Consider the following 21,460-nt stretch of genomic DNA (forward strand, 5'->3'; position numbering starts at 1 on the left):
CATGAAGCTTTCCGTCAACGGCGCCGATGTGTTTGTCGCAACCGGCGGCCGCGACTTCGACAAATCCCTGCCCGCGGTGGTCTTCATCCACGGCGCCGGCTTCGACCATTCGACCTGGGCGCTGCACACGCGCTGGTTCGCCCATCATGGCTTTGCCGTGCTGGCGCCCGACCTGCCCGGCCACGGCCGCTCTACTGGGCCCTCGCTCGGCAGCATCGCCGAGATGGCCGACTGGACCGCGGCGCTGCTCGATGCGGCGGGCGCCGCAAAGGCGCATCTGATCGGTCACTCCATGGGCTCGCTGATCTCGCTGGAGACCGCCGCGCGACATCCCGACAAGGTGTCAGCGCTGAGCCTGATCGGCACCGCCGCGACCATGACGGTGGGGCCGGATCTGTTGAAAGCCGCCGAAGCCAACTCGCAGGATGCCAACGACATGGTCTCGATCTGGGGCCTCGGGTTCAACGCGGAGCTCGGCGGCAGCCTGGCGCCGGGCCTGTGGATGCATGGCGGCGCGCAGGCGGTGCTCAGGGCATGCGAGCCAGGCGTGCTGTTCAGGGATCTGTCGGCCTGCAACGCCTATACGAATGCGCTTGCCGCTGCGGCGACCGTGAAGGTGCCGACGACGCTGGTCCTCGGCGAGCGGGACATGATGACGCCGGCGAAGGCCGGCAAGGCGCTCGCCGCCGCGATCCCGCATGCAAGGACCGTCGTGGTGCCCGGTGCCGGCCACATGATCATGGCCGAGCGGCCGGACGAGTTGCTGGCGGCGCTGAGGAACTAAGCGGATCAATCTTATGTCTTGCGCGTTGCGGTCAAGCATCCCTCTCACTCAAGAAAGGGGAACCCGACCATGCCGAGACAGGAAGTCATTCGCAAAGCCAGGCAAGACAAGCGCGCCGGCAAGTCCGCCAGCACGCAGGCCGGCGAATTCGTCAAGGACCAGATCGACAAGATCCGAAAGGGCAAGCACGGCGCGCGCTCGACCAAGCAGGCCATCGCGATCGGCCTCTCCGAAGCGCGTCGCGCCGGTGTCGATCTGCCGCCACCGCGCAAAGGGCGCACCACGAAGGCGACGCGGCGCAGTGCCAAGTACGCTTACGAGGTCGGCCAGGGCAAACGCACGCCGAAGCGGAGGCCGAAAGTATCGCGCGCCGCCACGAACGCTCTGAAGAAGGAACCGCGATCGACCGCATCGCACAGTGCGCTATCGAAACAGGCCAAGCAAGCCGCAAGCCGCCGACCCGCAGCGTCCCGTTCAGCCGCCGCGCGCAAGGCAAGCCACACCAAGGGCGCCAAGGTCCGCTCCGCCGCCGCCAAGAAGGCGGCGCGCACCCGCGCCCGCCGCCGGAGCTGATCAATTACGCCGGTTCAGGAGCCTGGATTCCATTTCCAGACGATGCCGGAGACGTTGACGGGCTTCGGGATCAGGCCGAGCTTTGCGAAACGGTCGGCGACCGCCTGCTGGCTTGCAATGATCTCGGCATCCAGCGGCACCACGCGGAAGTTTGATCGACCCACGAAGCGCCGGACGGCCTCGATGTCGACGCCGGTCGCGTCTGCCTGGGCTTTGGCGACGTCCTCGTGGTGTTCGTTGGCCCAGACGCCCTCGGAGGCAAAGGTCGTGTTGAGCTTCGCGACCAGCGAAGGATATTTATCAACGAAATCCGTGTTGGCGATGTAGAACGCATTCGGCTTGTGCACGTCCTTGTCGAAAGCGATGACCCGCGCCTTTTGCTTCAGCTCGGCGAGCGCGAGATAGGGATCCCAGATCGACCAGGCATCGACCGAACCCTTGATGAAGGCGGCGGTCGCATCGGCAGGTGCGAGCGGCGCCGGCGTGATGTCGGACCAGGATAGGCCGGCCTTCTCGAGCGCGGCGACCAATAGATTATGCGCGCTGGATCCCTTGCCGAAGGCGACGCGTTTGCCCTTGAGATCAGCGAGCGTCTTGATGGCCGAATCCTTCGGCACGATGATCGCCTGGGTGTTGCCTTCCGATTTCACCGCAGCGACGTAGCGGATCTTGGCGCCGCCGGCCTGCGCGAAGATCGGCGGGGAGTCGCCGACATAGCCGAAATCGACGCTGCCGACATTGATGGCCTCCAGCAGCGGCGGACCGAACTGGAAGTCGACCCACTTGATCTCGATGCCGAGCGGCTTGAAGGCGTTCTCCAGCGTCTGGCGCTGGCGCACCGCCGGGAAGAAGCCGCCCTTCTGCGTGCCGATGCGGATCTCGGCCGGCTTGTCCTCGGCGTGGACGGGTGCAGCTAGGGCCGTCGCAAGCAACAGCGTCGTTGCCAGAATGTGTCGTCGGGTGATCATGAGGCGGGTCCCTTCGATTGGATCAGTTGGGAAAGAGTTGCGAGCTCGCGCGGCCGCTCCGCTCGGAGAAGACGGCACGGGCGGCGCGCTCGGCCTCGCGGGCCGAACGGAACTGGCAGCCTTCGAGGCTGTCGAACAGGCGCTCGGAGGAGAAGAAGCGGAAGCCGCGCTCATCGCGCGTGACGATGCCGGCGGCGCGGTCCTGGATCTCGATGATGTAGGCGTTCGACTGGGTCTGGGACATGACTGCTCGTTCGCCGGAAATTCGGCGTTCCTGTCTTGGGATTGTCGATGTGAGGTGCTGCTAGGAGACGGTCAGCAACAACAACAGGCGCCCGTTGCCGCCGAGAAACAGCGCCGCGTCATGCACGCATGCATGTCGTTCTGATTGCGCTGGTGATCGGTTTTCATAGTGCGGCTTCAGGCTTGATGAGCAGTTTCGATGCCTCGAATATCGAGCGATCGGCACGATTGGTCAATGAAATGGCTATCCAAATTTACGGCGCGCGCGTTCGGGCGCTTCTCCCGCCGCAAGCACTGATAGACGGATTCGTCTCGCGATGAGTTCAACGCGCGCAAGCAGCGGGCGTGATACGCTCCCAAGGCCAATGATATGGGAGGTTCCAGGCATGGCGGATACTCTGAAGGGGCGCACGGCGCTCGTCACCGGCGGCTCGCGCGGAATCGGCGCCGCTGTCTGTCGTGCGTTGGCCGAAGCAGGCGCGTCGGTGGCGATCAACTGCCGCGAGAGAATCGGCCAGGCCGAGCAGCTGGCGGGCGAGATCGGCAAACAGGGCGGCCGCGCCATCGTCGTTGCCGCCGACGTCTCGCAAGCCGAGGCCGTGGCCGGAATGGTCGAGCGCGTCACGGCCGGGCTCGGGCCGATCGACATCCTCGTCAACAATGCCGGTATCGCCATCACGCGCGGCGTCGACGATCTCACCGAGGACGATTTCGACCGGACCATCCTGGTCAACCTGAAATCCGCTTTCCTGTGCACGCAGGCGGTGCTGCCGTCGATGCGCGCGCGGACATGGGGCCGCATCGTCAGCATCTCCTCAGGCGCCGCGCGCGGTGCCGGCTCGATCGGCCCGCACTACAATGCATCGAAGGCCGGCCTGGAAGGCCTGACGCGAGGCTATGCGGCGCGGCTGGTGAAGGACGGCATCACCGTCAACGCGGTGGCGCCCTCGCTGATCGAGACCGACATGATGAGCAGCCAGCCCCAGCTCGTCACCCGCATCCCGCTCGGCCGCTTCGGCACGGCGGACGAGGTGGCGAAGGCCGTGATGCTGCTGGTCGACAACGCCTACATGACCGGACAGACCATCGCGCTGAGCGGCGGGATGGCGTTTAATTGAGTGATGGCTCTTACCTCTCCCCGCTTGCGGGGAGAGGGAGACGAGAGAGCGCACCTGCTCACCACATCGTCGCCGCCGCCCGTTCGGGCCAAGCGCGATCGTACTCCGCGCCACCGACCTTGTTGTCACTCATCTCCGCAAGGATCTGTCCCGGAGTCGGCAGCGTTTTCGGATCGACGCGCTTGTCGGGATTCCAGAGGTCGGAGCGGACGATGGCGCGGGCGCATTGGAAGTAGATCTCGTCCACGTTCATCACCATGACGCTGCGCGGCGCCTTGCCTTCGACCTTGAACGAGGCGAGCAGCTCCGGATCGATGGAGAGATGCGCGCGGCCGTTCGCCCGCACCGCATTGCCCGAGCCTGGGATCAGGAACATCAGCGACACCCTGGGGTCGCGCACGATGTTCCGCAAGGAATCAACCCGGTTGTTGCCGCGGCGGTCCGGCAACATCAGCGTCTTGGAATCGTGGATACGGACGAAGCCGGGCAGATCGCCGCGCGGCGAGCAGTCGATGCCCTCGGGTCCGATGGTGGCGAGCGCGGCGAACGGCGCCTTCTCGATGAAGATGCTGTAGAGCGGGGTGACGTGGTCGGCAACTTTGACGGTCGAGGCATCGTTCGTGACGCCGTAGATGGCCTCTAGCTGCTCGACCGTTTCAATCACCGTCATTCCACTCTCTCCGTGTTATTGCCAGCAACTAATCTTGCCAGCCTTGATTCCTGATCACGCGCACGAGCTGACGGCCGTGATAGTCCGCGCTGCCGGCATTGACGATCGTGACATCCGCCTGTGCCGCCGCATCATCGATGCTGCGCGATAGCCGCTCGGCGATGTCGCCATCGCTTGTCCGGGCGCGCGCGGCAAGCCGCTGCGCCAATACCTCCGGCGGCGCCGTGATCGCGACCACGACGACGTTGGCATAGGCCTGGCGCAAGGCGGCGATCACGGTGCGTGAGACGTTGACGACGATGGTGCGGCCGGCGCGGATGTCGTCGTTGATCTCGAGCGGCAGCGCATAGGAATGCCCATGCGCCTCCCAGTGCACGGCAAAGTCGCCGTGCTCGCACGCACGGCGGAATTCGTCGGGGCTGACCGCGATATTGTCTTCATCGGCCGAGGACGCCCGCGTCACGATGCGGCGTGGGAAGACGATGTCGGGGTCCTCGCTGCAGGCGGCCTGCGCCAGCCGCAACAGCGTGTCCTTGCCGGCGCCGCTGGGGCCGACCACGAGCACGAGCCGGCCGGAGCCGATCGCACCCCTCTCGCCTTCGCCCGTGGTCGCCATCTCGCTCATGCGACGCGGTGTCCTTCGCGCCAGACGCTGCGGACCACGGGAACGTGGCCTGCGACATGGACGCGGATCAGATCGGCGCGCTTGCCGGTCGCGACCTCGCCGCGGTCGGTGAGGCCGACCGCTTCGGCGGGCGCTTTCGTCACGGTGCGGACCGCGGCAGGAAGGCTGATCGCGGGCACATGCTCGGGCAATTGCAACGCGGCCATCAAAAGGCTCGACGGAATGTAATCCGACGACAGGATGTCGAGCAGGCCTTCGCGGGCGAGATCGACCGCCGCGATGTTGCCGGAGTGCGAGCCGCCGCGCACTACGTTCGGCGCGCCCATCAGGATGTCGATGCCGGCCTGGTGCAGGCCGCGCGCGGCCTCCAGCGTGGTCGGGAATTCCGCGACCGAGACGCGGTCACGCACGGCGTCCGCGACGTTCTCCTCGGTGGTGTCGTCGTGGCTCGCCAGCGGAATGTTGTACTCATGCGCCAGCGCCACGATCTCGCGCATGTTGGCCGCGGCATAGAGCCTCTGATACTCGAAGCGCTTTGCGAACAGCTCGTCGAGCTCGGCATCGGTCTTGCCGCCGCCCTTGCCGCGGTAATAGTCGCGCAGCTTGACCTCGTCGCGGAACTGGCGCTGGCCCGGCGTGTGGTCCATCAGCGACATCAGCTTGACGTCGGGACGGTCGATCAGCTCCTTGGCCTCCTCGACCACGCTCGGCATCGGGATCTCGCAGCGCAGATGCAGGAAGTGATCGGCGCGCAGCAGGTTGGCCTCGCGCGCGGTGGTGATCGCGGCGGCGAGCACGCCGGCGCGGCCATCGACCTCCTCGGCGCCGTCCTCGCGCCAGACCCGGAGCGAATCGAACACGGTGGTGATGCCCGAGGTCGCAAGCTGGCCGTCATAGGAGATGACGGCGGCGACCGGATTCCAGAACACTTTTGGCCGCGGCACGTAATGCGCCTCGAGATGGTCGGTGTGGAGCTCGATCAGGCCGGGCATGATCAGATCGCCGCCGGCATCCTCGGCACCCGCGGGCGCAGTCCCCTCGCCGATCTCCGCAATGCGGCCGTCGGCAAGCGCGAGCCAGCCCTGCTCGATCACCCGGTCAGCCAGCACGATCCTGGCGTTGGCGATCACGGATTCCTTCTTCATTTCCCCATTCCTTCAGGCCGCGGCGGCAAAGCCGGTGACGTCGACGATGCGGTCGGCAATCAAATGACGGATTTCGTCGTCATGGACAATGGCGACCATGGCAACGCCCTGACGTTTCTTTTCAGCGACCAGCTCCACCACCACGGCGCGATTGGCTGCATCGAGCGAGGCGGTCGGTTCGTCCAGCAGCAGGATCGGCAGATCCGAGATGAAGCCGCGGGCGATGTTCACGCGTTGCTGCTCGCCGCCGGAGAAGGTCGCGGGCGGCAGCTGCCAGAGCCGCTCGGGAATGTTGAGGCGGCGCAGCAGCTCGCCGGCGCGCGCCTGTGCCTCAGTCCGGCTCATCCCGTTCACGATCAACGGCTCCGCCACGACGTCGATGGTCGCAACCCGCGGCACGGCCCGCAAGAACTGGCTGACATAGCCGATGGTGGAGCGGCGGATGTTGAGCACCTGCCGCGGCTCGGCGGTGGCAAGATCGACCACGGCGCCGCGATGGCGGATGCCGATGCGGCCGCTGTCGCAGCGGTAATTGCCGAAGATCATCTTCAGGATCGACGATTTGCCGGCGCCCGACGGACCCCGACAGCACCACGCACTCGCCGGGATTGACGTGGAAGGTCACGCCGCGCACCACCGGCAGCTCGATGCCGCCCTGCAGGTGCATCGTGAAGGTCTTTTGCGCATCGGCAATGTCGATCATGGCGGGCATCGGAGGGCTCATGTTGTAAAGATCATGGCGGCAGGATCGAGGAGACCAGCAGCTGGGTATAGGGCTCGCGCGGATCGTCGAGAACCTGATCGGTGAGACCGGTCTCGATGACGCGGCCGCCTTTCATCACCATCACGCGGTGCGACAAGAGGCGCGCCACCGCGAGATCGTGGGTGACGATGACGACGGCGAGGTTCAGCTCGGCGACGAGGCTACGCAAGAGATCGAGCAGGCGGGCCTGGACCGACACGTCAAGTCCGCCGGTCGGCTCGTCCATGAACACGAGCCGCGGCTCGGTGACGAGGTTGCGGGCGATCTGAAGGCGCTGGCGCATGCCGCCGGAATAGGTGCGCGGCGCATCGTCGATGCGGGCTGTGTCGATCTCGACCCGGGTGAGCCAGTCGGACGCGGTGTCGCGAATGCGGCCGTAATGATTCCAGCCCACCGCCATCAGCCGCTCGCCGACATTGGCGCCGGCCGAGACCGCCATCCGCAGGCCCTGTGCGGGATCCTGATGCACAAAGCCCCAATCGGTGCGGAACAGGAAGCGCCGTTCGGCTTCTCCCAGCGTGGCGAGATCTCGGGTGACGCCATCACGCATCCGATAGGACACATGGCCCGCACTCGGCGCGAGCTGGCCTGACAGCATTTGCAGCAGCGTCGACTTGCCCGAGCCGGATTCGCCGACGATCGCCAGCACCTCGCCGGGATAGAGCGAGAACGACACGTCGCGGCAGGCATTGATGCGGCCGAACGACTTGCTGAGGGATTTTGCGACCAGCAGCGGCTCGTCGTTCTCGACCAGATTCTGATCAGCCATTCGAGGCCTCCTGCGCCTTCTCCTTGTACGGCGCGGCACTGAGACTGCCGTGATGGCCGGCGGCCTGGCGGCCCTCGCAATAATCGGTGTCCGAGCAGACGAACATGCGCCCGCCCTTGTCGTCGGTGACGATCTCGTCGAGATAGGAATTCTCCGCGCCACAGAGCGCGCAAGGGGCGTTGAAGCGGTAGGGCTCGAACGGGTGGTCCTCGAAATCGAGCGACACCACCTGCGTATAGGGCGGGATCGCGTAGATGCGCTTCTCGCGGCCGGCGCCGAACAATTGCAGCGCCGGGCAATTGTCCATCTTGGGATTGTCGAATTTCGGCGTCGGCGACGGATCCATCACATAGCGCGCGTTGACCTTCACCGGATAGGCGTAGGCGGTGGCGATATGGCCGAAGCGGGCGATGTCTTCGTAGAGCTTCACATGCATCAGGCCGTATTCGGCCAGCGCGTGCATGCGCCGCGTCTCGGTCTCGCGCGGCTCGAGGAAGCGCAGGGGCTCGGGGATCGGCACCTGATAGACCAGCACTTGGTTCTCGTTCAGCGCCGTCTCGGGGATGCGGTGACGGGTCTGGATCACGGTAGCCTCGTCCGTCGCCGTCGTCGTCGCAACGCCGGCGGTTTTGGCGAAGAATTTTCGGATCGAGATCGCGTTGGTGGTGTCGTCGGAGCCCTGGTCGATCACCTTCAGCACGTCCTGCGGCCCCAGGATCGCGGCGGTGACCTGCACGCCGCCGGTGCCCCAGCCATAGGGCATCGGCATCTCGCGGCTGGCGAACGGCACCTGATAGCCGGGGATGGCGATCGCCTTGAGGATCGCGCGGCGGATCATGCGCTTGGTCTGCTCGTCGAGATAGGCGAAATTGTAGGCGGGCGCGTTCATTCCGCGGCCTCCTTCATGGCATCGGGCGTGTCGGCATCGGCAAACTCCTGACGCAGCTTGCGCAGGAGGCCGAGCTCGGACTGGAAATCGACGTAATGCGGCAGCTTCAGGTGCTCGACGAAGCCGGTCGCCTGGACATTGTCCGAATGCGACATCACGAATTCCTCGTCCTGCGCCGGGGCCAGCGCCTCCTCGCCGAGCTCACGGGCGCGCAATGCGCGATCGACCAGCGCCATCGACATGGTCTTGCGCTCGCTCTGGCCGAAGGCGAGGCCATAGCCGCGGGTGAAGCACGGCGCTTCCGTCGCCGAGCCCTTGAACTGGTTGACCATCTGGCACTCCGTGAGCTCGATCGCGCCGAGCGGCACGGCAAAGCCGACGTCTTCCGCGACGAATTCGACCTCGACCTCGCCGAAGCGGATCTCGCCGACGAAGGGATGGTTGCGGCCGTAGCCGCGCTGGGTGGAATAGCCCATCGCGAGCAGAAAGCCTTCGTCACCGCGCGCAAGGTTCTGCAGGCGCAAATCACGGTCCGCGGGGAAATTCAGCGGCTCGCGGGTGAGATCGCCGACGCTGGCGCCGTCCTCGGCTTCCGGCGATGATTCGATCAGCCCGTCGCGCCCGAGAATGTCTGTCACGCGCGGCGTCGGCGCGGTGGAGGCTTCGGCCGCAGCCGGCCTCTCCGGCACAAAACCTTGGGCGAGCGATGGATCGAGCAGGCGGTGCGTGTAGTCGAAGGTCGGCCCCAGGATCTGGCCGCCGGGAATGTCCTTGAAGGTCGCCGACACCCGCCGCTGCACCCGCATGGTGCCGGTGTCGACCGGCTCGCTGGCGCCGAAACGCGGCAGCGTGGCGCGGAAGGCGCGGACCAGGAAGATCGCCTCGATCAAATCGCCGCGCGCCTGCTTGATCGCAAGCGACGCGAGCTCGCGGTCATAGAGCGAGCCTTCGCTCATGACGCGATCGACGGCAAGGCCGAGCTGCTCCGAGATCTGATCGAGCGAGATTTCCGCAACGCTCTGGTCGCCGCGCCGCCTATGCGCGAGCAGGCGATGGGCGTTCTCGATGGCGCGTTCGCCGCCTTTGACTGCGACATACATGCTTCTAGCTTCCCTTGCTCACGACGCGCGTGGTGCGGGGGATCGCGACCACGGCGTCATCGGCGACCAGCACCACATCGATGCCGCGCGGAAACAGCGCTTCGTTCATCTGCAGGCGCTCGAACAGGTCGAAAGGCTTGATCGACGCCTGCAGCGTGGCGACTCCGTCGATGCCGGGGCCGCGCAGCTCGAAGCTGCGCCCGGCGGCGAGGCTGTCGACCTGGATGATCACCGTGGTCGAGCGGTCCGGATACTCGCTGGTGCCGAGCGCGAAGGATTCGAACGAGGGCAAGGCGCCGCCGTCACTGATGAGCGCGAACGAAGCGACCGACGAATCCTGCACAACCGGCGCGCCAGTGTGGAACTTGAGCCACTTCGTCACGTCCGCGCTTTCCGCCATCCGTGCGTCGAGCCAGAGCGGCGTGTCGTGGTCGAACAGCGTCAGCGCGATCGCGGCGGTGCCGCGCATCATCGTATCAGGCGCGCCCGCCATCGGCACGATGCGCTGGACCGAGCCCGGCCGCGCCATGGCGTCCATGACCGAGCGAAAGGTCGATTGCGCCGACAGCACCTTGTCGGCGAAACCCGGCGGCAGCTCCGCAATCGTGGTCATGATCTCACCCCTCACCGCGCACCATGGTGTAGAAATCAACCTTCGTCGCGGCGGCCGCTGCCGCCGCCTGCTTGCGACTGACCATGAGCTGCTCGCGCAACGGCGCGATAATTTCGCGCTCCACCGCTCCGCCGAAATCGCGGGACTGCACCAGCGCATCGCACAGCGCGATCAGACGCGCCTTCTCACCGTCGCGGCCGAGCGTGTAGCCGAACCCGACCTCGCCGCTCGCAAGCCGCACCGCGGCGCGCGACACCGTCGCTTCGCCGAGATTGAACGGCGCACCATCGCCGCCGACCCGGCCGCGCAGCATGACGAGGCCGTTCTCGGGCGTGCGCAGATCCTGATGGTCCGGGAGGGCCAAGTTGCGGAGGCGAGCGGCGATCTCGCCCGCCTCCGCGTGCGCCAGCACCGCCATTGCGGCCTTGCGCTGGGCTTGCTGGTCGTTGTGCTGGGTCACCTGGTCCATCGAACCTTCTACAGAACTTGCCGCACCGAAGTTGTCTATGATAATAGACAACTTCATAAGGACGCGCCATGACTGTTTCGTGACAATGCTGTGATTTCTGGAGTAGGTTTCCCGCGACATGAGCATGCAGGACACAGCCTCGTCGGGCGTCGCGCTATGGCGCCTCGTGGCCGATGGCATCGAGCGCGGCATCGCCGACGGCCGCTTTGCGGCCGGCGACAAATTGCCGGGCGAGATGGAGATCGCCGAGACCTATCGCGTCAACCGCCACACCGTGCGGCGCGCGCTGGCAGCGCTTGCCGAGCGCGGCCTGGTGCGCGCCGAGCGCGGCAGCGGAACCTATGTCGAGGCCCAGAAGCTCGCTTATCCCCTGCGCTCGCGCACGCGCTTCTCCGAGATCGTCGGCGCTGATGGCCGCGAGCCGCACGGCCGGCTGATCGAGGCGACCGATGACGTCGCGACGCGCGAGCTCGCGCGGGAGCTGGGACTAAAGACCGGCGCACCCCTGGTGCGGATCGAGGCGATTCGCCTCGCCGACCGCACGCCAATCTGTGTTTCCACCACCTGGCTCTCGGCTGACCTGTTCCCGGATGCAGGCGCCGTGTTCGCGGCAACGCGCTCGATGACGAAGCTGCTGGAGCATTTCGGCGTCCGCGACTATCGCCGGGGCGCAACGAGGATCACCGCAGGGATTGTCGATGCGAGCGACGCCGCACGGCTCGATCTGGCGCTGGGGCGGCCGATCCTGGTGGTCGACGCCACCGACCATGATCTCACGGGCAAGCCGCTGGTGACGAAGCACTCGCGCTTTGCGGCAGAACGTGTGGAGTTCTTGGTGGAGAACGGTTAGATCAGAGCGTTTTCCAGCGAAGCATGCCCTCGGACTTGATCCGAAGTGGAAACGGTGTGCGTCGAGAAAACGCGTCAAAACAAGAAGCCAGAGTTCCGTTCCGATTCAATCGGAATGGATAAGGCTTCAGCACGACGTTAGGCGACCATCCGCTTGCCGATAATCGCGAAGCGCAGCTTGCCGGAAATCCAGTCGATCGACGATACCGTTATCAGGATCAGCAGGATCAGAAACGATACCTTCTGCCATTCCAGCACCCGGATCTGTTCGGCAAGCTGAAGGCCAATGCCGCCAGCGCCAACGATTCCGATGATCGTCGCCGATCGCGTGTTCGACTCGAAATAGTAGAGCACCTGGCTCAGCAAGACCGGGAATACCTGCGGCAGCAATCCGAACCGGACGCTGTGGAAATGGTTGCCGCCCGATGACCGAACGCCTTCCGCGGGGTTCTTGTCGGCGACCTCGATCGCTTCCGAGAACAGCTTGCCGAACGTTCCGAAATCGCTGCAGATCACGGCCAGGATGCCGGCAAACGGCCCCAGCCCCACGACGCCGACCCAGATCAGTGCCCAGATCAAGGTATCGACTCCACGGATGGTATCGAGGCCACGACGCGTCAATACGCGGATGATCCGGCTTGCAACCACGTTGCGCGCCGCCAGCAGGGATACCGGCAGCGCGAGCAGCGCGCCGCCCAGCGTGCCGAGAAACGCGATCGACACCGTCTCTCCGAGCGCATGCAGATATTTCAGAACCTCCGCCCAAGAACCCGGATTGGGCGGCAACATGAGCTGGACGAATTCGCCCAGCCTGACCATGCCTTGGGAGAGCCGGTTAAAGGGAATATCGAGCTGGACGATCCCGAACAGGAACAGCCCGACCGCCCCGCCGACGAGTATTGCGATCCTTCCCCGCTGCCACCAATCGGTCCGGAAGACGTCGGGATACCGTTCGGCAATGCCGGCCCGGTTTTCAAAACTGAAGGAGCTCATCGGGTGCTTCCCTCCAGCCCGAGCAGGCGGTGTCGCAACCGTTCCGTCAGGAAGTCGATCAACATGACGGTAAGGACGATGAGCAACAGGATGGCGCTGACGTCGGTGAAGTAGAACTTGCGAACCGCCTCGATCAGATCCTGGCCGATCCCGCCGGCGCCGACGAAGCCCATCACGGCAGCGCCACGCACGTTGATCTCGAACCTGAGCAAGGCATAGCTCACGAAGTTCGAAAGGACTTGAGGCAACGCGCCGAACCGAACAACCTGAACCCAGCTGCCCCCGCTTGCCGCCACCCCTTCGACCGGCTTGCTGTCGATGTTCTCGACAACCTCGGCGAACTGCTTGCCCAACGCTCCGGCGGTATGGATTGCAATGGCCAGAACGCCCGGCAGCGGCCCGAGACCAAAGGCCAGCACGAAGATCAGGGCAAACACGATCTCCGGCACGGTCCTGAAAAATTCCAGGACGCGCCGGGTGACGAAAACAGTCGTTCCTGATTTCACGAGATTGGCCGAGGCGAGGAAGCAAAGTGCGAAACCGCACAGCGCACCCGAGAGGGTGCCCATATATGCGATCAGCAACGTATCCCCGAGAAGCCGTGTCCAGCGCGGCAACCCCCACAGCCAGTCCGCCAAATCGCTCCATGCGGTCGCGAACGAAAATTTGGGTGCGATGCTGACGAAATAGGCCGGGAAGCGCCAGAAGTTCTCGACAAAATTTCCAAGACTGACCTCGCCCATCCAGCCCGCGGCAATAGCAACGGCGATCAGGACGGCGGCACCGAGCCATACGCGCCGGCGCTTGGCGGCAATTGCAGCCGCATAGCGATCGGCAAGCTCACGCAGCCTGGCTTCCGGGAATTCGGGAACTGCTGTTCGCATGGGATGTTCGGAAGAGCCGACGGCCAGATCGTGCGATCTGCCCGTCTTGTCCAACCCTTCGTTTCCCTCAGGATTTCTGCTTGCGAATGCTGTCGACAAACTTGGTCAGTTCGATCACGGCCTCATACGCCTTGTGGTCGACCTCGACGTAGGGCAATTGCTTCCCCTCGTAGATCTTGTCGAAAGCGGCCTTGTCCTTCACCGCAATTTCCAGCACGGCTTTCTTGATCGCCGCCTTGAGGTCGTCAGGCAGGCTGCCGAGATAGGCCATCGGCGAGTTCACAATCTGCTCGGACTTCATGATGATCTTGAAATCCGCGGCCTTCGCCATGCCCTTCCGTTCCATCCGGAGCAGGTTCGATTCCTTCTCATCGTTCCACCAGTTGAACGCCGCGTCGCAGGTGCCCTGCGAAAGCCCGATCACTGCGTTTTCGTGGCTCCCCGAGTAGACCACCTTGGCGAAGAACTTTTCCGGGTCGATGCCCATCTTGTTCATCGCGAAACGCGGCACGTTGTTGCCGGAAGTCGAATTGGGATCAACGAGGCAGAGGTTCTTGCCTTGCAGGTCCTTGATGTCCTTGTAGCTCGAATCGCTCTTGACATAGAGAACCGAGTAATAGCCCTTGGTGCCGTCGCCGTTCACCTCGATAGCGAACGGTTCGACCTTCGCGCCAACGATGTAGGCACGCGCGTAGGACGCCGGGCCGTACATCGCGATGTGAATGTTTCCTGCACGCTGACCTTCGATCACTGCGGCGTAGTCGTTGGCAATCCGCAGCGTGACCCTGGTTCCAAGCTCGCGGGACAGGTACTCCGTCAGAGGCGTCCAGCGGTTAGTGGTGCCGGAGGCATTCTCGTCGGGAACTTTTGCGAAGATCAGCTCAGGATATTTTGCCTTCCAGTCCTGCGCCGCAGCGGCCGAAACTGAAAATGCCAGGGCCGCCGCAGCGGCAACGATCGTACGACGGTCTATCATGACGTCTCCCATTTCAAGGTTATGCAACTGTCGAGCTCCGGCTCTACGCTGGGCTCGATTTGAAGCGGCGATCAGGCCGCGGCAACCGTGCCGAAGGCAGGAACTGCCGTGCCGACCGATGCATCCCGGGGCGCAACATCCATGACTTCATTCGCCTCGAGATCGTACAGCTCGCGCGCGATATGGTCGGTCAAGGCCGCCGGCGCGCCGTCGAACACGACCCGCCCCGCGGCCATCCCGATCAGGCGGTCGCAATAGCTGCGGGCGAGATCGAGCGAATGCAGGTTGCAGAGCACCGTGATACCGAAATGCTTGTTGATGCGCAGAAGCGCATCCATCACGATCTTGGTGTTGCGGGGATCGAGCGAGGCGATCGGCTCGTCGGCAAGGATGATGTCGGGCTGCTGAACCAGCGCCCGCGCGATCGCCACGCGTTGCTGCTGACCGCCTGAGAGGTGGTCGGCGCGCTGGGCCGCGATGGCAGCCATGTCGAACTGCTCAAGCGCCGACATCGCGACGGCCTTGTCTTCTTCGGGCCAAAGCTGCAGCAGCGACCGCCATGTCGGCACCGTCGACAGCCGCCCCATCAGCACATTGGTGAGGACGTCGAGCCGGCCGACGAGGTTGAACTGCTGGAAGATCATCGCCGAGCGGGCGCGCCACTGCCGCAACTCCCTGCCGCGCAGCGAGGTGACGTCGACGCCGTCGAACAGGATGCGTCCTCCGCTCGGCGTCACCAGCCGGTTGATGGACCGCAGCAATGTCGACTTGCCGGCGCCGGATCGCCCGATCACCCCGACGAAGCCGCCCGGGGAAACTTGAAACGAAGCATCGTCCACCGCGGCTTTCGCGCCGAAGCGACACGTCAGGCCTTCAACCACCAGCATACAGGAGCTCCAGAGTAGCTGGAGCCAACCGCTAACGCCGGCGCTTAACACTTGTGTGACAGCGCTGCTGCAGTGCGGCCATCCTACGCACATCATCCCCTGTCATCTGTTTGTCATGACATCGTCATCCGGCCGCTCGAAGAGAGACGCCCGCCCTCGCACTTCGGATGCAACATGGCCGCCAAAGCTCTTTCGGTTCAGCCGACCGTCGATCCCTCGGCCAAGCTGCATGAGACCAGGCTCGGCGCCTACACCGAAGTCGGCGCGCGCACGATCCTGCATGAAGTGGCGATGGGCGATTATTCCTATGTCGTGAACGATGCGCAGATCACCTACACCACCATCGGCAAATTCTGCTCGATCGCGGCGATGACCCGCATCAATCCCGGCAACCATCCGATGCATCGCGCCACTCAGGCGCATTTCACTTACCGATCCAGCGCCTATTTCGAGGGTGAGAGCGACGATCTCGAGTTCTTCGAGTGGCGCCGGCAGCATCACGTTCATATTGGTCATGACGTCTGGATCGGCCATGGCGCGATCGTGCTGCCGGGCCGCAACATCGGCACCGGCGCGGTGATCGCCGCCGGCGCGATCGTCACCAAGGACGTGCCGGCCTACAGCATCGTCGCCGGCAATCCGGCCCGCATCGTGCGGCGGCGGTTCTCGGAGGAGATCGCCGGACGGCTCGCAAGGCTTGCCTGGTGGGACTGGGATCACGACAAGTTGCGCGAGGCGCTGCCCAATTTCCGCAAGCTCGGGATTGAAGATTTCCTCTCGGCATACGAAGCAAAAGCGAGCTCACTCGCCAATTCTCCTGCCAGCAAACGAAGCGCGGTCGCGTGACAGACATATTCATCGAAGGCGGCCGGGCCCTGATCGGCGCCGAGCTCGCCGAAACATCTCTTCTCGTCTCCGGAACAGACATTGCAAAGGTCGACGCCTCTCGCGGCCGGGCGCGGCTGGCGCTGGATGCCCGTGACCTGCTGGTGCTGCCCGGCATCGTCGATCTGCATGGCGATGCCTTCGAGCGCCAGATGATGCCGCGCGCCGGCGTCGACTTTCCGATCGACGTTGCGCTCGCCGACAGCGACCGCCAGGCGATCAGCAACGGCATCACCACCGTGTTTCACGCCACGACCTGCTCGTGGGAGCCGGGCCTGCGCAGCGCCGACAATGCACGCGGCCTGATGGAGGCGATCGAGCGGCAGCGTCCGCAATTCGCCGCTGACACCCGCTTCCACCTGCGGCACGAGACCTACAATCTCGATGCCGAAGCCGAGATCGCACGGTGGCTGGCCGAGGGCCGCGTCGACCTGCTCGCATTCAACGACCACATGGACGGCACCGTCGCCGACATGGCCAAGCCGCGCAAACGCAACCGCATGGTGGAGCGCACCGGGCTGTCGAGTGAAGAATTCGACCGGCTGGTCAAGCGCGTGGTCTCGCGCGCCGACGAGGTGCCCGCCTCGGTGTCACGCCTGGCCGCCGCGGCCCGCACCGCCAAGGTGAGGATGCTCTCGCACGACGATTCGAGCCCGGCGATGCGCCGGGACTTTCGCGAGCTCGGCGCCTTGATCGCGGAATTTCCGATCAACGAGGAGACGGCGCAGGCTGCGGCCAGCCACGGCGATGCCATCGTCTACGGCGCGCCGAACGTCGTGCGCGGCGGCAGCCACACCGGCTGGACCAGGGCCTCCGACATGATCGCAAAGGGGCTCTGCTCGGTGCTGGCGTCGGACTATTACTATCCCGCGCAGCTGATCGCCGCGTTCCGCCTGGCCGCCGATGGCGTGGTGCCGCTGGCTCAGGCCTGGGATCTAATCTCCGCCGGCCCGGCGCGGGCAACCGGCCTCACCGATCGCGGCCTGCTCGCGGAGGGACGCCGCGCCGACATTCTCCTCGTCGATGACAGCGTCGAGCTGCGGCCGCGACTGATCGCGGTGATCTCAGGCGGCAGGCTCGTGCATCTCACCGACGCGACGCGGCTGCTCACCGCAATGGCGGCGACGCGCGAGGCTGTCGTCGCGGCGTAAATTGGTTATGCTGAGGCAATGACAGGTTTCCCCCGCTACGCGATCTACTATGCCGCAGGCCGCGACAGCGCCCTCTCCCGCTTCGGCGCCGAGCTGCTCGGCTATGACGCCTATACCGGAGACGAGCTGCCGTTTCCGCAACAAGCGCTGCAGGCCGCGCCGGACTGGCGCGAGGTCAGCGCCGATCCCCGCAAATACGGCTTTCACGCCACGCTGAAGGCGCCGATGGCGCTGGCGCCTGGCAAGACCGAAGCCGAGCTGCTGGCCGCCTGCTCGGCCTTCGCGGGCAGGACACGTCCGATCCCGGCGATCCGACCGGTGGTCGATGCCATCAGCGGCTTCATTGCCGTCATTCCGGCCGAGCCGGTCGAGGCTCTCCAACAGCTTGCCGCTGATTGCGTTCGCGAGCTCGACCTGTTTCGCGCCCCGCTGACGACGGAAGATCGCGCCCGTCGCAAGCCGGAGAGGCTCAGCGAGCGGCAGCGGGATTATCTCGACCGCTGGGGCTATCCTTACGTGATGGAAGAATTCCGTTTCCACATGACCTTGACGGGTCGGCTGGATGCGGAACGGCGCGGGCCGATCCTTCAGATGCTGCGGACAAGGTTTGTGGCGCTGGGGATCGAGATGTTCGCGATCGATCGCATTGCGTTGTTCAGGCAGGATGATGCCAAGGCGCGGTTTCGCATCATCGGCGAGTGGGCTTTGGTGCGGTAGACCTCAGCGCGAGGCCGCAAGATTGAAAGCGAGCGCCACCGCGCCAACCAGAACGAGGCTGATCGCCCAGACTGCATCCAGATTGAACCAGCTTCGCGAGACGAACTTCAATCCCAGATGGCGGTAGACCAGCCACGCCAGACATCCGCCGGCACCGACCATGGCGGCAACGTGCACCAGGGACACCAGCACCGCCATCCCGAGACTTGCCGCAATCAGCGCGCCCGCCGCCTGATGGCCGGCATCGAGCTCGAAGGCCTGGCAGAGCCCGAGATAGATCGGCACGAGCATCAGGGCAGCGCCGTGAGCGATGGCGACGGCAAATGACCAGAGCACCAATTGCGTCGGCGGAATTCGTGCCAGCGCGCGCGGATGACGCCGGTCGATCAGCCGGTAGACGCCAAAGCCGATGACGAGAAGACTCGCACCGATCTGGATTGGACGCTGCCATTCGGCCAGTACGAGCAGGAAGGCGAACGGCAGCAGCACGAGAAGTGTTGCCAGGAGGTGCCCGGCCGCCAGAGCCCACAATGCGCGGAAGAGCGCGAGGGGGCTCTTGTCCATGAGCCCGGCCGAAACGGCGAGCGGCCATCCCATTCCCGGATTGATCCCGTGGTAGAGACCGCTCGCAACAAGCGCGAGCCACAGCCAGCCAAGGGCCGGGCTCGCCTGCGTCCCATCTAGACCGACGGGTAGCAAAATGAGTCCGTCGAACAATCGCCGCCCTCGAGTCTGATCTGGTGCGCACGATATCCGTCGGGGAAACTCACGAAATAGTCCTTGTCGAGCTCGAGGCCGCCGTCACGACCGACATTGGCCATGACTTCCACGCCCGGAACCCCGTCGGGATAGAACTGGTCGTCCCAGGTGGAATAGAGCGAATTGGTCCAGTACACGCGCCGGCCGTCGCGGCTGATCTCGACCATCTGCGGGCCCGCCGCAAAGGCCTTTCCGTTCGGATGGGGCGTGCGCCGCGCGATGCCGCCGATGTGGACCGAGCCCGCAAGCTTCGGCTTTCTGGGATCGCTGACGTCGTACTGGCGCATCTCACCCGTCCCCCAGCACGAGACATAGAGAAACCGGTCGTCCATCGACAGGTCGATGTCCGTCACCAGCGGCGGCACGGCGTCAAATCCCTGCAGCAGCGGCGGCAGCTTCTCCTTGGGCGCGGCTTCGGGAGGAATCGTCGCCGTCTTCTCGGCATGGAATTTTCCGCCCTCGCGCCACCAGGTCCAGATCGACGCTTCGAGGTTGGTGGTGTCGACCACGACACCGACGAAACCATACTCGCGAACCGGATCGTGCGCGGGGCGCACCTCCAGCGCCATCTGATGATTGGCGCCGAGGTCGATGGTCTGGACGTTGCGACGCGCGCGAAGGTCCCAGAAGTGGAGACGATGGCCATATTTATTCGCAAGCAGATCTTCCGGGACGATCCCGTTCTCGAACTGCGGCGGTAATGCCCATTCGCTCGTCACCATGTAATCGCGCGGCAGATTCCACCAGAAATCATAGTGCAGCGTCTGCGGGCCGCGGTCGATCTCCCATCGTCCAAGAACTTCGAACGTCTCGCAATCCATGATGAAGACGCCCGGAGGTCCATTGGTGCCGTCCTTGCCGCCGCCGCCCAGCGTGCTCACGTAAATGCCGTCCGGCCCGCAATGGATCGTGTGCGGCCGCGAGTAGCCGGTCTTCTTGAAGACCTCCTCTGGCTCGATGATCTTGTGGATCTTGGCCTTCGTCGGATCGGGCTTGGTATCGATCACGTAGATCCGCGACGAGCGCAGCCCCGGGATGATGAGATAGCGCCGCTCGATGAAGGCGTGTCCGGCGAGCGGCGACAGGGCGGAGGAGCAAGCATTCCAGCCGAAATGATGAAACTCATCACCCTTATTGGGCATCGTTACGGTATGGACGATCTGGCTATAGGTCGGCGATCCCGGCTTGACGTCGATGACCGCAAGAGCGTCCGGCTTTGAGAAATCCGGACTGAGCAGCAAGGTGTAAGCAAAATTCTCCGCAGGCGCTTCCATCGCAAGCTTGGGCGATGCGTGAAAGGTGGGATCCGGCCTCATCGTCATGGCACTGCCTCCCTGTTCTGTCGGTTTGCACCAACCTGGCTCGGGATAGTGGCAAAAGAAGAGCTGTTGCGAGATGTCCTGGGAATCTCCGCAAGGCGCCGGTTGGCGCGCGTACAATATGCCATCGCCGGGCTGTGGGGAACGGCCCGGCACGCGCTAATTCGACGCCTTCAGGCGAAATGGGCATCCCTCGTTCATTGCGAGCGAGGGCGCACAAGTCGCTCCTCGCAGCCTTCGTAGGGTGGGCAAAGGCGCAAAGCGCCGTTCCCACCGCTCTTCCCGAGGGCGCGCAAGTTGGTGGGCACGCTTCGCTTTGCCCACCCTACGACAGCTTCACGCACTGACGGGGAGAGAATTACTTCCCCCACCTGAGCGCCAGTGCGTCGCGCTCCTTGGCGAGCTCCAATAGCCCCGCGCGCGTCGCCGGATGCAGCGGCTGCAGCGGATGCCGCACCGCCTCCGACTTGATCACGCCGCCGGCCTGCATCATCACCTTGCAGGCGATCAGGCCGCATTGCCGGTTCTCGTAATTGATCAGCGGCAGCCAGCGCTCATAGGCGGCCTTCGCTTTCTCGCGATCGCCCGCGAAATAGGGATCGATGATCTGGCGGATGCCGTCGGGATAGCCGCCGCCGGTCATGGCGCCGGTCGCGCCGGCATCGAGATCGGCGAGCAGCGTGATCGCCTCCTCGCCGTCCCAGGGACCCTCGATGTCCTTGCCGCCCGCCTCGATCAGGCTGCGGAGTTTTGAGGCTGCGCCCGGTACCTCGATCTTGAAATAGCGGATGTTGGAAAACTCGCGCGACAGCCGCGCCAGCAATTCGACCGACAACGGCGTGCCGGCAACCGGCGCGTCCTGGATCATGATCGGGATGTTGATGGCGCCGGACAGCACCTCGAAGAACTCGACGATGCCTTTCTCGGGGACGCGGAAGGTCGCGCCGTGATAGGGCGGCATCACCATCACCATGGCGGCGCCGGCCGCCTCGGCCTGCTTGCTGCGCGCCGCGCACACGGCCGAGCTGAAATGCGTGGTGGTGACGATCACGGGAACCCGGCCGGCCACATGGTCCAGCACCGCATGCATCACCGCCTCGCGCTCGGCATCGGTGAGCACGAACTGCTCGGAGAAATTGGCGAGGATGCAAATGCCGTGCGAGCCGGCGTCGATCATGAAATCGATGCAGCGGCGCTGGCCCTCGAGGTCGAGCTCGCCGCGCTCGTCGAAGATGGTGGGCGCGACCGGGAACACGCCGCGATAGGGGCGTTGGGCCTTGTGTGGGGTGACCGGCATCGAACTCTCCATCC

General features: G+C 64.8%; 25 protein-coding genes and 1 pseudogene. 8 read left to right on the forward strand and 18 right to left on the reverse strand.

Features of this window, described 5'->3' with window-relative positions; all coding sequences use genetic code 11:
* The first annotated feature begins 1 nt into the window (after window position 1).
* A complete protein-coding gene (locus tag ABIA45_RS23870; protein WP_271539286.1) occupies window positions 2-784 on the forward strand; it encodes an alpha/beta fold hydrolase in 783 nt (260 codons plus the stop codon).
* Between the two features lie 69 nt (window positions 785-853).
* Window positions 854-1,357, forward strand: a complete 504-nt coding sequence (locus ABIA45_RS23875; RefSeq protein WP_404653904.1) for a DUF6496 domain-containing protein — start codon at window positions 854-856, stop codon at window positions 1,355-1,357.
* 14 nt (window positions 1,358-1,371) lie between these two features.
* On the opposite strand, the gene ABIA45_RS23880 is transcribed toward ABIA45_RS23875, so the two are convergent.
* Complete coding sequence (locus tag ABIA45_RS23880) at window positions 1,372-2,325, reverse strand: aliphatic sulfonate ABC transporter substrate-binding protein (protein ID WP_271539290.1); 954 nt, start codon at window positions 2,323-2,325, stop codon at window positions 1,372-1,374.
* Between the two features lie 22 nt (window positions 2,326-2,347).
* Window positions 2,348-2,569, reverse strand: a complete 222-nt coding sequence (locus ABIA45_RS23885) for a hypothetical protein (protein ID WP_271539292.1) — start codon at window positions 2,567-2,569, stop codon at window positions 2,348-2,350.
* A 128-nt stretch (window positions 2,570-2,697) separates the two neighbouring features.
* Between ABIA45_RS23885 and ABIA45_RS23890 the strand changes: the two genes are divergently transcribed.
* Entirely contained in the window at window positions 2,698-2,889 is a 192-nt protein-coding gene (locus ABIA45_RS23890) for a hypothetical protein (RefSeq protein ID WP_271539294.1), read from the forward strand.
* A gap of 65 nt (window positions 2,890-2,954) precedes the next feature.
* A complete protein-coding gene (locus tag ABIA45_RS23895; RefSeq protein ID WP_271539296.1) occupies window positions 2,955-3,686 on the forward strand; it encodes an SDR family NAD(P)-dependent oxidoreductase in 732 nt (243 codons plus the stop codon).
* A 58-nt stretch (window positions 3,687-3,744) separates the two neighbouring features.
* Here the strand turns inward: ABIA45_RS23895 and ABIA45_RS23900 are convergent, their stop codons facing one another.
* The 9 genes and pseudogenes from ABIA45_RS23900 to phnG all read right to left on the reverse strand — a co-directional run bounded on the left by ABIA45_RS23900 (window position 3,745) and on the right by phnG (window position 10,729).
* The gene (locus tag ABIA45_RS23900) at window positions 3,745-4,356 is read right to left on the reverse strand and encodes a pyridoxamine 5'-phosphate oxidase family protein (protein ID WP_275507935.1); all 612 of its coding nucleotides are present in this window, start codon (window positions 4,354-4,356) and stop codon (window positions 3,745-3,747) included.
* Window positions 4,357-4,384: 28 nt separating this feature from the next.
* Window positions 4,385-4,981, reverse strand: a complete 597-nt coding sequence (gene phnN, locus ABIA45_RS23905) for a phosphonate metabolism protein/1,5-bisphosphokinase (PRPP-forming) PhnN (RefSeq protein ID WP_404653907.1) — start codon at window positions 4,979-4,981, stop codon at window positions 4,385-4,387.
* Window positions 4,978-6,126: an alpha-D-ribose 1-methylphosphonate 5-triphosphate diphosphatase gene (locus ABIA45_RS23910; RefSeq protein ID WP_128264913.1), complete on the reverse strand. Its 1,149-nt coding sequence runs from the start codon at window positions 6,124-6,126 to the stop codon at window positions 4,978-4,980. The genes phnN and ABIA45_RS23910 overlap by 4 nt, the downstream gene beginning before the upstream one ends.
* Window positions 6,127-6,138: 12 nt before the next feature.
* Window positions 6,139-6,838: pseudogene (phnL, locus tag ABIA45_RS23915) on the reverse strand (phosphonate C-P lyase system protein PhnL).
* Between the two features lie 22 nt (window positions 6,839-6,860).
* Window positions 6,861-7,658, reverse strand: a complete 798-nt coding sequence (phnK, locus tag ABIA45_RS23920) for a phosphonate C-P lyase system protein PhnK (protein ID WP_157283291.1) — start codon at window positions 7,656-7,658, stop codon at window positions 6,861-6,863.
* A complete protein-coding gene (locus ABIA45_RS23925; RefSeq protein WP_404653908.1) occupies window positions 7,651-8,547 on the reverse strand; it encodes an alpha-D-ribose 1-methylphosphonate 5-phosphate C-P-lyase PhnJ in 897 nt (298 codons plus the stop codon). The genes phnK and ABIA45_RS23925 overlap by 8 nt, the downstream gene beginning before the upstream one ends.
* Entirely contained in the window at window positions 8,544-9,647 is a 1,104-nt protein-coding gene (locus ABIA45_RS23930; RefSeq protein WP_271539311.1) for a carbon-phosphorus lyase complex subunit PhnI, read from the reverse strand. Before ABIA45_RS23930 ends, ABIA45_RS23925 begins: the two co-directional genes overlap by 4 nt.
* Before the next feature lie 4 nt (window positions 9,648-9,651).
* Window positions 9,652-10,260: a phosphonate C-P lyase system protein PhnH gene (gene phnH / locus ABIA45_RS23935; RefSeq protein WP_275498421.1), complete on the reverse strand. Its 609-nt coding sequence runs from the start codon at window positions 10,258-10,260 to the stop codon at window positions 9,652-9,654.
* 4 nt (window positions 10,261-10,264) lie between these two features.
* The gene (phnG, locus tag ABIA45_RS23940; RefSeq protein WP_404544194.1) at window positions 10,265-10,729 is read right to left on the reverse strand and encodes a phosphonate C-P lyase system protein PhnG; all 465 of its coding nucleotides are present in this window, start codon (window positions 10,727-10,729) and stop codon (window positions 10,265-10,267) included.
* Between the two features lie 118 nt (window positions 10,730-10,847).
* Here phnG and phnF point away from each other — a divergent pair, with 118 nt between their 5' ends.
* Complete coding sequence (gene phnF, locus ABIA45_RS23945) at window positions 10,848-11,579, forward strand: phosphonate metabolism transcriptional regulator PhnF (RefSeq protein ID WP_157283296.1); 732 nt, start codon at window positions 10,848-10,850, stop codon at window positions 11,577-11,579.
* A gap of 137 nt (window positions 11,580-11,716) precedes the next feature.
* Here the strand turns inward: phnF and phnE (ABIA45_RS23950) are convergent, their stop codons facing one another.
* The 4 genes from phnE (ABIA45_RS23950) to phnC form a co-directional block, all read right to left on the reverse strand.
* Complete coding sequence (phnE, locus tag ABIA45_RS23950; RefSeq protein WP_271539318.1) at window positions 11,717-12,571, reverse strand: phosphonate ABC transporter, permease protein PhnE; 855 nt, start codon at window positions 12,569-12,571, stop codon at window positions 11,717-11,719.
* Complete coding sequence (gene phnE, locus ABIA45_RS23955; protein WP_271539820.1) at window positions 12,568-13,455, reverse strand: phosphonate ABC transporter, permease protein PhnE; 888 nt, start codon at window positions 13,453-13,455, stop codon at window positions 12,568-12,570. The genes phnE (ABIA45_RS23950) and phnE (ABIA45_RS23955) overlap by 4 nt, the downstream gene beginning before the upstream one ends.
* A gap of 67 nt (window positions 13,456-13,522) precedes the next feature.
* Entirely contained in the window at window positions 13,523-14,431 is a 909-nt protein-coding gene (gene phnD, locus ABIA45_RS23960; protein ID WP_404653909.1) for a phosphonate ABC transporter substrate-binding protein, read from the reverse strand.
* A 71-nt stretch (window positions 14,432-14,502) separates the two neighbouring features.
* A complete protein-coding gene (phnC, locus tag ABIA45_RS23965; protein ID WP_275498417.1) occupies window positions 14,503-15,318 on the reverse strand; it encodes a phosphonate ABC transporter ATP-binding protein in 816 nt (271 codons plus the stop codon).
* Window positions 15,319-15,492: 174 nt separating this feature from the next.
* On the opposite strand from phnC, the gene ABIA45_RS23970 reads away from it, so the two are divergent.
* The 3 genes from ABIA45_RS23970 to ABIA45_RS23980 are packed head-to-tail and all read left to right on the forward strand — an operon-like array spanning window position 15,493 to window position 18,071.
* Window positions 15,493-16,164 (forward strand): chloramphenicol acetyltransferase, encoded by a 672-nt coding sequence (locus ABIA45_RS23970; protein WP_157283300.1) that lies wholly within the window; start codon window positions 15,493-15,495, stop codon window positions 16,162-16,164.
* On the forward strand, window positions 16,161-17,354 hold the full coding sequence (locus tag ABIA45_RS23975) for an alpha-D-ribose 1-methylphosphonate 5-triphosphate diphosphatase (RefSeq protein WP_404653911.1): 1,194 nt from the start codon (window positions 16,161-16,163) through the stop codon (window positions 17,352-17,354). Before ABIA45_RS23970 ends, ABIA45_RS23975 begins: the two co-directional genes overlap by 4 nt.
* A gap of 18 nt (window positions 17,355-17,372) precedes the next feature.
* A complete protein-coding gene (locus ABIA45_RS23980) occupies window positions 17,373-18,071 on the forward strand; it encodes a DUF1045 domain-containing protein (RefSeq protein WP_404653912.1) in 699 nt (232 codons plus the stop codon).
* A gap of 3 nt (window positions 18,072-18,074) precedes the next feature.
* Here the strand turns inward: ABIA45_RS23980 and ABIA45_RS23985 are convergent, their stop codons facing one another.
* The 3 genes from ABIA45_RS23985 to ABIA45_RS23995 form a co-directional block, all read right to left on the reverse strand.
* Window positions 18,075-18,668, reverse strand: coding sequence for a hypothetical protein (locus ABIA45_RS23985; protein ID WP_404653914.1), 594 nt, complete (start codon window positions 18,666-18,668; stop codon window positions 18,075-18,077).
* A gap of 83 nt (window positions 18,669-18,751) precedes the next feature.
* Window positions 18,752-20,152, reverse strand: a complete 1,401-nt coding sequence (locus tag ABIA45_RS23990) for a selenium-binding protein SBP56-related protein (protein ID WP_404653915.1) — start codon at window positions 20,150-20,152, stop codon at window positions 18,752-18,754.
* Window positions 20,153-20,507: 355 nt separating this feature from the next.
* Complete coding sequence (locus ABIA45_RS23995; RefSeq protein WP_404653916.1) at window positions 20,508-21,446, reverse strand: dihydrodipicolinate synthase family protein; 939 nt, start codon at window positions 21,444-21,446, stop codon at window positions 20,508-20,510.
* Window positions 21,447-21,460 lie beyond the last annotated feature (14 nt).

It is taken from the genome of Bradyrhizobium sp. USDA 336, from assembly GCF_044908355.1.
Lineage (GTDB): Bacteria > Pseudomonadota > Alphaproteobacteria > Rhizobiales > Xanthobacteraceae > Bradyrhizobium > Bradyrhizobium yuanmingense.